Genomic DNA, 12,590 nt, shown 5'->3' on the forward strand with positions numbered 1-12,590 from the left:
GTGACTGTCATGCAACGCAAGCCCGTCAACCCGATCGCTCACCTCACCGCCGAAGACATTGAGGTGATCGGAAAGGAACTGGACGCGATCCGGGACCGGGTGCTGGCCGACCTGGGAGAACGGGACGCCCGCTACATTCGCCGACTCATCCGGACGCAGCGGCGCCTGGAGTTGGGCAGTCGGGCGGTGCTGCTCTTCTCGCTGTTCCCGCCGGCGTGGATCATCGGGACGGCCGGTCTGTCGATCGCCAAGATCCTGGAGAACATGGAGATCGGGCACAATATCCTGCACGGCCAGTGGGACTGGATGCGGGACCCGAAGATCCATTCCACGACCTGGGAGTGGGACCACGTCTCGCCGGCCGAGCAGTGGAAGCACTCACACAACGAGCTACACCACCGGTACACCAACGTGATCGGTAAGGACAACGACCTCGGGTACGGCATCATGCGCGTGGACGAGGACCAGCGGTGGCACCCGCTACACCTGGGGCAGCCGCTGTGGAACCTGGTCAACGCCTGTTTCTTCGAGTACGGCATCGCCGCCTACGACCTGGAACTGGGACGCAACCTGAAGAAGGGCCGGCACCGGGATCCGGCGTTCCGGGCCCGGGCCCGAGCGGTCGGCCGTAAGATCCGCCGTCAGGTCCTGAAGGACTACGTGCTGCACCCACTGCTGTCCGGGCCATCGTTCCTGAGCACGCTCGCCGCGACCTTCACCGCGAACCTGGTCCGGAACCTGTGGAGCCATTCTGTGATCATGTGCGGGCACTTCCCGGAGGGCGTGGAGACCTTCGAGAAGACCTCGATCGAGGGGGAGACCCGCGGCGAGTGGTACCTGCGGCAGATGCTCGGCTCGGCGAACATCAGCGGTAGCCGGTTGCTGCACATCATGTCCGGCAACCTCTCCCACCAGATCGAGCACCACCTCTTCCCGGACCTGCCGAGCAACCGCTACCGGGAGGTCGTCCCGGAGGTCCGGGCACTCTTCGACCGGTACGGCCTGAAGTACACCACCGGATCGCTGCCCCGGCAGGTCTTCTCCGCCTGGAAGAAGGTCATCCGGCTGTCGCTGCCCAACCGTCGGCCCCGCGACCACGCCAGCAACCGGTCCGCACCGGCGCTGCGCGCCTCTGGTGCCTGAGCTGGCATAGGTCAGTCAGCCCGGGCCGTCTCGGCGGCCCGGGCTGACTTGTTCTCAGCTGGCCCGGTGTCCCTCGGGCTGACGGGCACGGGGGGTCGGACGAGCCCCCGTGACCTGGGCGTAAAGCGGCGCGGCGTCCAGTCAGGTGGCGAGCAACCGGTCGCGAACCTCCCGGCGCAGGACCTTGCCGATCTGGGAGCGGGGCAGGTCGTTGACCACCACCACCCGGCGCGGCACCTTGTACGCGGTCAGCTGCTCCCGGCACCTGGCCCGGATGCCCGCCTCGTCAGTGGTGCAGTCGGCGTGCAGCACCACCGCGGCGACAACCTCCTCGCCGCCAGCGGCGCCGGGCAGGCCGACCGCCGCGGCGTCGTGGACCCCGGGGATCTGTCGCAGCGCCTCTTCCACTTCGGAGGGGTAGACGTTGAACCCACCGGTAATGATCAGTTCTTTGATCCGGTCAACGACCCGTACGAAGCCGTCCGAGTTCATCTCCACGATGTCCCCGGTCCGCAGCCAACCGCCGGGCAGCAGCACCGCCGCTGTTTCCTCCGGCCGGCACCAGTACCCGGCGAAGACCTGCGGCCCACTGATCAGCAACTCGCCTGCCTCACCAGGGGCGCGGTCCCGGGCCGGGTCCTCTGGGTCGACGATGCGAATATCGGTGGCGGGGAACGGAATGCCCACCGTGCCGGGTTGCCGAGCCGTGGACACCGGGTTCCCCAACGCCACCGGGGAGGTCTCGGTCATCCCGTACCCCTCGACCAGCAGTCCGCCGGTCACCGACTCCCACAGGCCCACGGTGGCCGGGGGCAGCGACATCGCCCCGGAGATGGCGTACCGGATGGAGGTCAGGTCGACCCCGCGTTCCCGGGCGGCGACGGCGAGCTTCTCGTAGATTGGGGGCACCGCCGGCAGGAACGTCGGCGGGCGGCGACGCATCGCCTGGAGGGTCTCGTCCACGTCAAAGCGGGGCAGCAGCACCAGGGTCGCGCCGATGCTGACCGAGAAGGTCAGGCAGAGCGTCAGCCCATAGGCGTGGAACAGCGGTAGCACGCCGTACACGGTCTCGGCGCCGTCGCGGAGTCCCGGCACCCACGCGCGGCCCTGCGCGGCGTTGACGCGCAGGTTGCGGTGGGTGAGGATCGCTCCCTTCGGGGTGCCGGTGGTGCCGCCGGTGTACTGCAACAGCGCGGTGTCGTCCGGCTCCGGCGCGGGGTGGTCGGCGGCCAGCGGCCCGCTGCCGGCCAGTAGGCGCTCCCAGGCCAGGGTGCCCGGCGCGGGAGCGGTGATAGCGGCGCGGGCGGTGCGGGCCCGGGGCACCGGTAGCCGCAGCGCCCAGCGTTTGAGCCGGGGCAGGGCCGCACTGAGATCGACTGCGATGACCGTTTCGACCTTGGTGGCGTTGGTGGTGCGTTGCACCAGCGGGGCGACCTTGTTCCAGACCACGGCGACCCGGGCACCGTGGTCGGCGAGTTGATGGGCCAGTTCCTGCTCGGTGTAGAGCGGGTTGTGCTCGACCACGATCGCACCGAGCCTCAGCACCGCGTAGAAGGCCACCACGTGCTGCGGGCAGTTCGGTAGGACCAGTGCGACCCGGTCGCCTTGGCCGACGCCGAGGCGGCGTAGCGCCTCAGCCGCCCGGTCCACCTGCGCCGCCAGCTCCCGGTAGCTGGTGGTGGCGCCGAAGAAGTCCAGCGCGGTCCGGTCGCCGAACCGGTGAACGGCCACTCGCAGCAGGTCGACCAGGGACTCGTCGGTCGGGGTGATGGTCGTCGGCACCCCCGGTGCGTAGCTCCGCAGCCACGGCCGTTCGGCGCTCAGGTTCATGGTGTCCATCCTCCCCACGTTCGTCTACCGGACCGTAACCTACGGTCTGGTAGAAAACCCGGCGAGGTACCTGTCGCCGCACCGCCGATCGAGTGCTCCGTGGTCAGTGCCGTCGTTGCGACTGCCGGGCCATCTGGCGCACCTTGACCACCGCCATGATGATCACAACCACCAGCGCGATCGCACCGATAACCATCAGCCATTGGGCCGCCTGCCAGAGCAGTCCCAGCAGGATGAGTGCGGCAGCGACGATGCCGATGACCCACAGTACTACCCGCATGTCGACCTCCGTCCCGCCCCCGTTGGCGGGGGACGCTCCGCCGCCTTCCCGGCCTGGCCGACAACATGCGTGCGCGACTAACCGTCGAGCGCGGCTGCGCCGGGCGGGACGGCGAGTTCCCGCCCGTGTTCAGCTCTCCGCCTGCTGATCCGGCGCAGCGCGGCGCACCGGCCCCGCCGTCCCGGCGGGTCTGCGTCGGCGGCCGGCGACCAGCAGCGCCACCGCCCCGAGGGCACCGGCGAGGGCGGCTACCAGGATTTTGATCTGGCCATCGCCGGGCACCTGCTGGACCAGGATGAACACGCCCGCGACCACCACGAATCCGCCGAACGTCCGGCGGAGCACGACCTCGGGCACGCGGCCGGCCAGCCGGGCGCCGGCGAGGCTGCCGGCGACCGCGGCGGTGGTGACCGCGGCGGCCAGGCTCCAGTCGATGCTGACGCTGGACAAGAATCCGGCCAGACCCGCGAACGACTTCATCGCTATCACGACCAGTGAGGTGCCGGCGGCGACCGGCATCGGCAGACCACCGAGCAGGGCGAGCGCGGGTACTACCAGGAAGCCGCCACCCGCGCCGACCATACCGGTGACCAGGCCGACCACGACGCCGTCCAGCAGGACCCGCCGCACCGGGAGCTCGCGTGGCACCGTACCGCCGGTGCCACGACGACCGCGGATCATCGCGGCCGCCGTGGCGAGCATCATCACCGCGAAGCCGGTGAGCAGGATCGTCGCCGGGACGAACGCGGCCAGCCGGCCGCCGACGTAGGCCCCAGCCATGCCGGCGGCCCCGAAGAGCAGGCCGCTACGCCAGCGGATCCGTCCGGCACGGGCATGCGGTAGCACACCGACTGCGCTGGTCACGCCGACCACCAGCAGCGAGGTGGCGATCGCCTCCTTCGCCGGCAGGTCGGCGACGTAGACCAACAGTGGTACGGCGAGGATGGAGCCGCCCCCGCCGAGTAGGCCGAGGCTGAGCCCGATCAGGACAGCCAGCCCGACGGTCAGGGCGAGGCTGACGGTCACGATCGCCGGCCAGCGGGCGAGGCGTCGCTCAGGTGACCGACGATGGTGTCCAGGTCACAACTGGCGTTCCGGTTGTACGGAAGCTTGCTGAGCAGCATGCCCAACGCGCAGGTGTTGCTCAGCGCGGCGGCGGTGAGTCCCGCGCCGATGACGCCGGCTATCCACTCGGCACCGGGTACGAACAGCGAGGCCACGACACTGGCCAGCACGATGGCGCCGGCGACCAGCCGGACCTGCCGCTCCAGGTCCCACCGGGGGGCGCCTTCGGTGACGGGCCCGGCGGCGCCCCGCCACGCCACCATGCCGCCGGTCAGGACCTTGACGTTCGGTAGGCCGATCCCGGCAAGCGTCCGTTCGGCCTGCCTGGCCCGGGCCCCCGAGTGGCAGATCAGCACAACGTCCTCGTCGAGGTGGTCGCGGAGCTCCGCGCGATGCTCCTTGAGCAGGTCGAGGGGCACGTTGTAGGCACCGGGGATGTGTGCGGTCGTGAACTCGGCCGGAGTGCGCACGTCGAGCAGGCGCGGGGCGCTACCCGAGTCGATGAGCTCCCGCAGCTGGGTGGCGTCGAGGGCGGTATGGGTGGTGGTCATGGTCTCCTCGCTTACGGGTGCTTCGGTGGGATGGACGAAGGGGCGCCGCTCGTCGCAGGGCGGCCGTGCTGGTTCAGGCGTGGGTGGCACCCGGCCCGACCAGGGTGACTCCGGCCTCCGCCGCCGCGGCGAACCGGTCGTCGATGACGACCACGTCGCGGCCGGCATTCGCCAACAGCGACCCGGCGGCGGCGGCCCGGTAGCCGGAACCGCAGTGCACCCAGACCGCGCCGGCGGGCAGGTCGGTGAGCCGCTGGGGAAGTGCGGGTAGGGGAAGGTGTACGGCTCCGGCGATGTGGCCCGCGGTCCACTCGTTGGCCATTCGCACGTCGAGCACCACGTCGGGGGTGGGCAGCCCGGTGGGGAGCCGCCCGGCTTGGGCGGCGGCCAGCGCGGCGAAGTCGGCCAGCGGTAGCTCCCGTAGCTGTTCGTGGTCGGCGGCCCATTGCCCGGCCGTACCGGTGGCCTGGGCAGCTGGCCGGTCGATGCCGATGCGTACCAGTTCGCGCTGTGCCTCGGCGATCTGCGCGGAGGTCTCGGCGAGCAGGGTCACCGGGGTGCCCCAGCTGATGAGCCAGCCGAGCCAGGTGGACATCGCTCCGTCCAGTCCGAGGCTGACCGTACCCGCCAGATGGGAGGCGGCGTACGCCTTGCGGTGCCGTAGGTCGACCACCCATTCCCCGGCATTGACCCGTCGGCGCAGTTCGGCGGCGTCGGCGCGGGCGACCGGAGTGAGGTCCACCGGTGCCGGACCGCTGAGGTTGGTAGCGCCCATGTGGGCGTAGTAGGCGGGGTAGGCGTCCAACCCGGAGAGGGTCTCGGTGATGAAGGCGTCGGCGGCCAGCCGGAGCACCGGGTTGGCCTCCTTCTCCCGGCCGATGGTCGATTCCGGGGCGTCGGTCTGGCTGGCGGAGCAGAAGCTGCCGAATCCGTGGGTCGGCCACACCTCGGCGCCGTCGGGCAGCAGGTCGGCCAGCCGTCGGGCCGAGGCGTGCTGGTGGTGGGCCAGTTCGTGGGCGTGTTGCTGGCCGAGCAGGTCGGTGCGGCCGGTGGTACCGAAGAGGAGCGAGCCGCCGGTGAAGACTCCCGCCGGTCGCCAGTCGCCATCGTGCGCGTAGTCCAGGACGTAGGACAGGTGGTGGAAGGTGTGGCCGGGAGTGGCGATCACCCGCAGGCGCATCGTGTCGGAGACCGCCACGGTGTCGCCGTCGGCGACCGGCAGCCGTCCGAATTCGACCCGCTCGGCCGCGGCGACCAGGTAGTGGGCACCGGTCGCCCGGGCCAGTTCGAGGCCACCGGAGACGTAGTCGTTATGGATGTGCGTCTCGACCACGTGGGTGATTCGGACTCCCGCCGCTCCGGCAAGGTAAAGGATTCGGTCGATGTCGCGCTGTGGGTCGACGACGACCGCTACCTGACCATCGGAGGCCAGGTAGCTGCGGTCGCCCAGGGATGAGGTCGCGAGGACCGACACGTTGAACTCCACCGTCGTGCTCCTTCCAGGAGAGGATTTATACCCCCGGGGGTATCCAGCGGGCGGGCGGGTGCCTTTCGGTTGGCGTGCCGGATACCCCCTCCGACCGCCGGAATGCGGCCGGAGGGTTCGTTCTTCGGGTTGGCTCAGGCCAGGGTCAGGAAGAGCTTCTCCAGCTCCTCCTCGGTTATCTCCGGTGCCTCGCCCTGTTCCCGGGCGGTGGTGCAGTGCCGCATGCCCGAGGCGATGATCTTGTAACCAGCGCGGTCGACGGCCTTCGACACCGCGGCGAGCTGGGTCAGCACCTCCCGGCAGTCCTGACCGTCTTCCATCATGTCGATCACAGCGTTGAGTTGGCCTCGGGCGCGCTTGAGTCGGGTCAGTGCAGCACCGGTCATCTCGGGTTGAAGTTTCATCTGGCACCTCCGATACCCACCATACCCCCCGGGGTATGGTGCGCGTAGTGGTCTTCGTCATGCCAATCCGGCCGGCGAGTGCTCTCGCTGTCACGGACCTGGAGTGCATCCGGTGCGGCACTCGCCATCCCGTCCGGGACTATCCGCTCGGCTACCCCCGGCGGGTCACCCGACGGTCTGTCCCGTGCCGACCATCGGGCGAGGGTGGCTGGTCGCTCAGCGGTCGCCGCCGCTCGCGCTGTTGAGGAGCTGCCGGAGGTGGGGCGAGTCGATGCTCTTCGCCCGGTACATCGCGGCGTCGGCCCGGTCCAACGCCTCGGAGAGCTGGGTGGGGCAGGTGACCGGCGCCAGCCCGACGGAGGCTGTCACTCGCACGCTTGCGGAGTGCAGCCGGATCGGTGCGGCGAGGACGTCGTGCAGCCGGCGGCTGGCGTGCTCAAGCCACCGCCGCTCGACCTCGGGAGCGGTGAGCAGCCCGGCGAACTCATCCCCGCCGAGTCGGGCGACCGGGTCGCCTCCAGCGAAGTCGGCGAGCCGCTGGGCGACATTGACCAGTACCTGGTCGCCGGCGGCGTGCCCGTACCGATCGTTGATCTGTTTGAAGTCGTCGAGATCGAGGACGACGGCGATCAGCGGTCGCCCGTCCGCTCGAGTCAGCAGAGCGGCGGCCAGCCGATGAAAGGCTCGTCGGTTGGGTAGGCCGGTGAGCGGGTCGTGGCTGGCCGCGTGGCGCTCGGCGGCGAGCTCGGCCTGGAGGGCGGCGATCTCCGTCTCGGCCTGCACCGCCCGGCGGTGCAGCTGCCAGGACGAGACGAGGGCGCCCGCGGCGCAGACGCCGGACGCGATCGTCAGCGGATCCGGCATGAGTCCTCCCGTCATACCGATGACCCGGCATCGCCGATGGTCACCGACCCCGTGTCTGCCCTGCTAGTCGCCTAGTAAAGGTGACTTACGGTAAGCGGATCGACACCACTCCCGTCGGCTATCATGCGCTCTGTCCGATGCAGATGCAATAGCAGATGCACGTGCAGGAGCCTCTCTGTCCACACGCACCCGCAGGGGCTGCGGTGTGGACGGATGCATGACGAGAAGGGCGCACATGCAGCCGCTACCGAATGGCGTTCCCGTTCCCGAGCTGCCGCCGTTGCGGTGGCAGAAGAGTCGCCGTAGCAACCCCAGCGGCAACTGCGTCGAGCTGGCCGAACTACCCGATGGTGCGGGCATCGCCGTGCGCAACTCCCGACATCCCGACGGCCCCGCCTTGATCTACACCGTGGACGAGATCGCGGCCTTCGTGCTCGGCGCCCGGGATGGTGATTTTGATCACCTGATTCACTGATCCACGCCGCGCCGTCGGGACCGATTCCCCTCACCGACAGGCCATGGCATGCTGGCCCGGCGACCGGGTCAGGTCCGGCCCGGGCGCGGTCCAGCAAACGGAGGCGCGGCAGTGGCGACGATACCCGTTGAGGGGGGGTCATCGGCGGGCCCAACCGTCCTGCGGATGATGCTCGGCGCGCAGCTGCGCCGGTTGCGGGAGTCCTGCGGGGTGACCCGGGAGGGCGCGGGCTGGGAGATTCGGGCCTCTGAATCGAAGATCAGCAGAATGGAGCTGGGGCGGGTCGGGTTCAAGGAACGCGACGTCGCCGATCTGCTGACCCTCTATGGCATCACCGACCCTACCGAGCGGGACGCCCTGCTCCACCTTGCCCGGGACGCGAACAGCCCCGGTTGGTGGCACCGATACGGTGACGTGCTGCCGTCCTGGTTCCAGGCGTACCTCGGGCTGGAGGCGGCAGCTGCCCTGATCCGCACCTACGAGCTCCAGTTCGTGCCCGGCCTGCTCCAGACCGAGGAGTACGCCCGGGCGGTCGTGCTGCTCGGTCACAGCCGCGCCACGTCGGCGGAGATCGACCGTCGGGTCACCCTGCGGATGCGGCGGCAGGAGGTGCTGCACCGGGAGGATCCGCCGCAGCTGTGGGCCGTGGTGGACGAGGCGGCCCTGCGCCGGCCGATCGGCGGCACGGCGGTCATGCGGCAGCAGGTCTCGGCGCTGATCGAGGCGACAAGGTTGCCGAACGTACGGCTCCAGGTCGTACCGTTCGCCGCCGGCGGGCACGCCGCCGCGGGCGGCGCCTTCTCCATCCTGCGCTTCGGTGACCAGGAGCTGCCCGATGTGGTCTACATTGAGCAGCTCACCAGTGCCCTCTACCTCGACAAGCGGGAAGATCTGGAGTTCTACGCGTTGGCGATGGAGCGGCTCTGCGTGGAGGCGGAGCCGCCGGAGCGTACGCCGGAACTCCTCGGCCGGATCCTGGCCGAACTGCCCGCGGACTGACTCGGCGCCACAGCCGCCCGAGCTGGTCCTCCGGTTGACCGTGGACCGCCTGGATGCGCTGACAGGATCAGTTCGTACCGTGTAGGCCATGCCTCGAACCGTGCACGCCCTCCTCTCCGTCAGTACCACCGCCAACCAGGCGCAACCCCCACAGGATGGGCTGGTTGGGCACGTGATCGGCCTGGTGGAACGGCTGGGCGGGCCCGGCGCCGGCCTCGCCGTGGCGCTGGAGAACCTGTTTCCGCCGATTCCCAGCGAGGTGATCCTCCCCCTGGCCGGGTTCGTTGCCGGACAGGGGCGGATGAGCGTCATCAGCGCGATCTTCTGGACCACGGTGGGTTCGCTGGTGGGTGCGCTCGCGCTGTACTACATCGGTGCGGCATTGGGCCGGGACCGGATGCGCGCCATCGCCGCCCGGCTTCCGTTGGTGAAGCTGAGCGACGTCGACAAGACCGAAGAGTGGTTTCTCCGGCACGGCGTCAAGGCGGTGTTCTTCGGTCGGATGATTCCGATCTTCCGAAGCATGATCTCGATCCCGGCCGGGGTGGAGCGGATGCCAGTGTGGACCTTCGTCGTCTACACCACCTTGGGCAGCCTGATCTGGAACACGACTTTCGTCATGGCCGGCTACCTGCTCGGTGACAACTGGCACCTGGTCGAGGCGTACGCCGGTGTGCTCCAGAACATCGTCATCCTGGCCTGCGTGGCGGGGCTCGTCTGGTTCGTCGTCACCCGGCTCCGCCGCTCCCGCACGACCGGGGGAGTGCGGCCCAACGGACCGGAGGACGAGTTCCCCGCGCCGATGCCGCCCCTCGATGGTGTCCCCGACCCGCAGGGCCGGGGAACTCTCTACCGGAGTAGCTGGTCCGAGGACACCACCGTGCGCTGACGTGGCGACCGAGGTGCCGGCGGGCTAGCCGAGGTCGATGGCGGGGTAGAGGGGGAAGCCGGTGAGCAGGTCGCTGGCCTGCTTGCCGACCCGGTCGGCGACGCCCGGGTCCAGCACGTACTTCGCCTTCGAGGCGGTGCCGTCGGCGTTCGTCCCGGGCGAGGTCCGGCTCAGGACGGTGTGGATCAGCTCGGCGGTGGCGTCCAACTCCGCGGTGCCGAAGCCCCGGGTGGTCAACGCCGGCGTACCGATCCGGATCCCGGAGGTGTACCAGGCGCCGTTCGGGTCCTGCGGGATCGCGTTGCGGTTGGTGACGATGCCCGAGTCAAGGAGCGCCTGCTCGGCCTGCCGGCCGGTGAGCCCGTACCCGGTCACGTCGATCAGCGCCAGGTGGTTGTCGGTCCCCCCGGTGACCAGCTTCGCGCCCCGACGCTGCAATCCGTCAGCCAGGGCCTGCGCGTTGGCGACGATGCGCTCGGCGTAGTCGACGAAGTCGGGGCGCCGGGCCTCGGCGAGCGCGACCGCCTTGGCGGCCATCACCTGCGGCAGTGGGCCGCCGAGCACCATCGGGCAGCCCCGGTCGACCTGCTCGGCGAGCTCGGGACCACAGAGCACCAGACCGCCGCGGGGCCCGCGCAGCGACTTGTGCGTGGTGGAGGTCACAATGTGCGCATGCGGAATCGGGTCGAAGTCTCCGGTGAAGACCTTGCCGGCGACCAACCCGGCGAAGTGAGCCATGTCCACCATGAAGGTGGCTCCGACCGAGTCGGCGATCTCGCGCAGGATTCGGAAGTTGACCTTCCGGGGGTACGCCGAGTAGCCGCCGACGAGGATCAGCGGCTTGAACTCGCGGGCCGCCTCGGCGACCCGGTCGTAGTCGATCAGCCCGGTCTCCGGGTCGGTGCCGTAGCTGCGCTGATCGAACATCTTGCCGGAGATGTTCGGCCGGAAGCCGTGCGTGAGGTGACCCCCCGCGTCCAGCGACATGCCCAGCATCCGCTGGTTGCCCAACTCACGGCGCAGCGCGAACCAGTCGGCCTCGGTGAGGTTGTTGACGTGCCGGACCTGGGCCCGCTTGAGCGCCGGCGACTCGATCCGGTCGGCGAGGACCGCCCAGAAGGCGACCAGGTTGGCGTCGATCCCCGAGTGCGGCTGCACGTAGGCGTACGGCGCACCGAACAACTCCCGGGCGTGCTCGGCGGCGAGCGCCTCAACCGTGTCGACGTTCTGGCAGCCGGCGTAGAAGCGACGGCCGACCGTACCCTCGGCGTACTTGTCGCTGAACCAGTTGCCCATCGCCAGCAGCGTCGCGGGGGAGGCGTAGTTCTCGCTGGCGATCAGCTTGAGCGACTCACGCTGGTCGGCCAGCTCGGCGCGGATGGCGTTGGCGACCCGTGGCTCGACGGCACCGATCACCTCGAGTGCGCTGCGATAGGCGGTGGACTCGGCGTTAGCCGACATGTGACCTCCTGGTGAACGTTCCCGGTGGACGTGCGGAGGCCCAGGCGCTCGGCGTGCGTCCTCGTGATGGGCCGTTCCCCGATGGTGCTCCATCCCAATCGCGCCAGTCCCGACCCGAGGGGATCCTACCGGTTCGCTTCGGCAAGGCCGGCACCCATTCGTACGCCCTGCTCCGCCGGCCGGGAGCCGAATCAAAGATCGACGGCGGTGGCGAGCGTGGCTAGGATCGGAACATGACGGGGCCGGGCGATCGGGTGGACGGTCGGGGGAGTCTGCTCGCAATCAGCGATCTGCACGTGCGGCACGCGGAGAACCGGACGGTCGTCGAGCGGCTCCGCCCGGAGTCGCCGGCGGACTGGCTGCTGGTCGCCGGCGACGTGGGAGATACGGTCGCGCAGGTCGAGTGGGCGCTGCGGCTGCTGGCTGCCCGGTTCGCGAAGGTGCTCTGGTCGCCCGGCAACCACGAGCTGTGGAGCCTGCCGGCCGACCCGGTGCCGCTGCGCGGCGCCGCCCGCTACGCCCACCTGGTCGAACTCTGCCGAGAGCTCGGCGTCGTCACGCCGGAGGACCCGTATCCGGTGTGGGAGGGGCCCGGCGGCCCGGTCACCGTGGCGCCGCTGTTCCTGCTCTACGACTACAGCTGGCGCCCCGAGGGCCTCGACACGTCGCAGGCCGCGCTCGCCGAGGCGTACCGGACCGGGATCGTCTGCACCGACGAGTATCTGCTGCACCCCGATCCGTACGAGAGCCGGTCGGCTTGGTGCGCGGCCCGGGTGGCCGGGACGGCCCGGCGGCTGGCGGAGCGGGACCCGGCGCTTCCGACGGTCCTGATGAACCATTGGCCACTGCGTCGCGAGCCCACCCGCATTCTCCGCTATCCGATCTTCGCGCAGTGGTGCGGCACCGAGGCGACGGCCGACTGGCATCGGCGCTTCGACGCCGTCGCGGTGGTCTATGGCCACCTCCACGTCCCGCGCACCACCTGGTACGACGGGGTGCGCTTCGAGGAGGTGTCGGTGGGCTATCCCCGGGAGTGGCGGCGACGGAGTGGGCCGCTGGGGCAGCCGCGCCGGATCCTGCCGGCACCGGCAGGGTTGCCACCGACCGCCTGGTAGCCCGTTCCTTCGCCGGGCAACCGGATCC

The 12,590-nt window shown here is 70.0% G+C and carries 13 protein-coding genes and 1 riboswitch; of the genes, 5 read left to right on the top strand and 8 right to left on the bottom strand.

The window, feature by feature from the left end; genetic code table 11:
* Positions 1-1,143, top strand: coding sequence for a fatty acid desaturase family protein (locus SALPAC4_RS0120405; RefSeq protein ID WP_027644919.1), 1,143 nt, complete (start codon positions 1-3; stop codon positions 1,141-1,143).
* A 141-nt stretch (positions 1,144-1,284) separates the two neighbouring features.
* On the opposite strand, the gene SALPAC4_RS0120410 is transcribed toward SALPAC4_RS0120405, so the two are convergent.
* From SALPAC4_RS0120410 to SALPAC4_RS0120440, 7 genes are all read right to left on the bottom strand, one after another.
* Positions 1,285-2,973, bottom strand: coding sequence for a long-chain-fatty-acid--CoA ligase (locus tag SALPAC4_RS0120410; protein ID WP_027644920.1), 1,689 nt, complete (start codon positions 2,971-2,973; stop codon positions 1,285-1,287).
* Between the two features lie 103 nt (positions 2,974-3,076).
* Positions 3,077-3,253: a hypothetical protein gene (locus SALPAC4_RS28010; protein ID WP_018731113.1), complete on the bottom strand. Its 177-nt coding sequence runs from the start codon at positions 3,251-3,253 to the stop codon at positions 3,077-3,079.
* 129 nt (positions 3,254-3,382) lie between these two features.
* The gene (locus SALPAC4_RS0120420; protein WP_019871925.1) at positions 3,383-4,279 is read right to left on the bottom strand and encodes a sulfite exporter TauE/SafE family protein; all 897 of its coding nucleotides are present in this window, start codon (positions 4,277-4,279) and stop codon (positions 3,383-3,385) included.
* Positions 4,276-4,869 (bottom strand): rhodanese-like domain-containing protein, encoded by a 594-nt coding sequence (locus SALPAC4_RS0120425; protein WP_019871926.1) that lies wholly within the window; start codon positions 4,867-4,869, stop codon positions 4,276-4,278. Before SALPAC4_RS0120425 ends, SALPAC4_RS0120420 begins: the two co-directional genes overlap by 4 nt.
* A 73-nt stretch (positions 4,870-4,942) precedes the next feature.
* On the bottom strand, positions 4,943-6,355 hold the full coding sequence (locus SALPAC4_RS0120430; protein ID WP_019871927.1) for an MBL fold metallo-hydrolase: 1,413 nt from the start codon (positions 6,353-6,355) through the stop codon (positions 4,943-4,945).
* A 134-nt stretch (positions 6,356-6,489) separates the two neighbouring features.
* The gene (locus tag SALPAC4_RS0120435) at positions 6,490-6,759 is read right to left on the bottom strand and encodes a metal-sensitive transcriptional regulator (RefSeq protein ID WP_027644921.1); all 270 of its coding nucleotides are present in this window, start codon (positions 6,757-6,759) and stop codon (positions 6,490-6,492) included.
* Between the two features lie 216 nt (positions 6,760-6,975).
* A complete protein-coding gene (locus SALPAC4_RS0120440) occupies positions 6,976-7,623 on the bottom strand; it encodes a GGDEF domain-containing protein (protein WP_019871929.1) in 648 nt (215 codons plus the stop codon).
* A gap of 235 nt (positions 7,624-7,858) precedes the next feature.
* On the opposite strand from SALPAC4_RS0120440, the gene SALPAC4_RS0120445 reads away from it, so the two are divergent.
* The 3 genes from SALPAC4_RS0120445 to SALPAC4_RS0120455 all read left to right on the top strand — a co-directional run bounded on the left by SALPAC4_RS0120445 (position 7,859) and on the right by SALPAC4_RS0120455 (position 9,986).
* The gene (locus SALPAC4_RS0120445; RefSeq protein ID WP_018731107.1) at positions 7,859-8,098 is read left to right on the top strand and encodes a DUF397 domain-containing protein; all 240 of its coding nucleotides are present in this window, start codon (positions 7,859-7,861) and stop codon (positions 8,096-8,098) included.
* A gap of 165 nt (positions 8,099-8,263) precedes the next feature.
* A complete protein-coding gene (locus SALPAC4_RS0120450) occupies positions 8,264-9,097 on the top strand; it encodes a helix-turn-helix domain-containing protein (RefSeq protein WP_019871930.1) in 834 nt (277 codons plus the stop codon).
* An 88-nt stretch (positions 9,098-9,185) separates the two neighbouring features.
* Positions 9,186-9,986, top strand: a complete 801-nt coding sequence (locus SALPAC4_RS0120455; RefSeq protein ID WP_019848947.1) for a DedA family protein — start codon at positions 9,186-9,188, stop codon at positions 9,984-9,986.
* A gap of 24 nt (positions 9,987-10,010) precedes the next feature.
* Here the strand turns inward: SALPAC4_RS0120455 and SALPAC4_RS0120460 are convergent, their stop codons facing one another.
* A complete protein-coding gene (locus SALPAC4_RS0120460) occupies positions 10,011-11,447 on the bottom strand; it encodes a glycine hydroxymethyltransferase (protein ID WP_019871931.1) in 1,437 nt (478 codons plus the stop codon).
* Positions 11,448-11,478: 31 nt separating this feature from the next.
* Positions 11,479-11,568: riboswitch (ZMP/ZTP riboswitch) on the bottom strand.
* A 112-nt stretch (positions 11,569-11,680) separates the two neighbouring features.
* On the opposite strand from SALPAC4_RS0120460, the gene SALPAC4_RS0120465 reads away from it, so the two are divergent.
* On the top strand, positions 11,681-12,562 hold the full coding sequence (locus SALPAC4_RS0120465; RefSeq protein WP_019871932.1) for a metallophosphoesterase family protein: 882 nt from the start codon (positions 11,681-11,683) through the stop codon (positions 12,560-12,562).
* Positions 12,563-12,590 lie beyond the last annotated feature (28 nt).

The organism is Salinispora oceanensis, assembly GCF_000383575.1.
GTDB classification, from domain to species: domain Bacteria; phylum Actinomycetota; class Actinomycetes; order Mycobacteriales; family Micromonosporaceae; genus Micromonospora; species Micromonospora oceanensis.

Excerpts from the sequence above, each read along its gene's own strand:
- SALPAC4_RS0120445 (WP_018731107.1), top strand. The coding sequence starts at position 7,859 with ATGCAGCCGCTACCGAATGGCGTTCCCGTTCCCGAGCTGCCGCCGTTG.
- SALPAC4_RS0120450 (WP_019871930.1), top strand. The coding sequence starts at position 8,264 with ATGATGCTCGGCGCGCAGCTGCGCCGGTTGCGGGAGTCCTGCGGGGTG.
- SALPAC4_RS0120435 (WP_027644921.1), bottom strand. The coding sequence starts at position 6,759 with ATGAAACTTCAACCCGAGATGACCGGTGCTGCACTGACCCGACTCAAG.
- SALPAC4_RS0120455 (WP_019848947.1), top strand. The coding sequence starts at position 9,186 with ATGCCTCGAACCGTGCACGCCCTCCTCTCCGTCAGTACCACCGCCAAC.
- SALPAC4_RS0120425 (WP_019871926.1), bottom strand. The coding sequence starts at position 4,869 with ATGACCACCACCCATACCGCCCTCGACGCCACCCAGCTGCGGGAGCTC.
- SALPAC4_RS0120460 (WP_019871931.1), bottom strand. The coding sequence starts at position 11,447 with ATGTCGGCTAACGCCGAGTCCACCGCCTATCGCAGCGCACTCGAGGTG.
- SALPAC4_RS0120410 (WP_027644920.1), bottom strand. The coding sequence starts at position 2,973 with ATGAACCTGAGCGCCGAACGGCCGTGGCTGCGGAGCTACGCACCGGGG.
- SALPAC4_RS28010 (WP_018731113.1), bottom strand. The coding sequence starts at position 3,253 with ATGCGGGTAGTACTGTGGGTCATCGGCATCGTCGCTGCCGCACTCATC.
- SALPAC4_RS0120440 (WP_019871929.1), bottom strand. The coding sequence starts at position 7,623 with ATGCCGGATCCGCTGACGATCGCGTCCGGCGTCTGCGCCGCGGGCGCC.
- SALPAC4_RS0120465 (WP_019871932.1), top strand. The coding sequence starts at position 11,681 with ATGACGGGGCCGGGCGATCGGGTGGACGGTCGGGGGAGTCTGCTCGCA.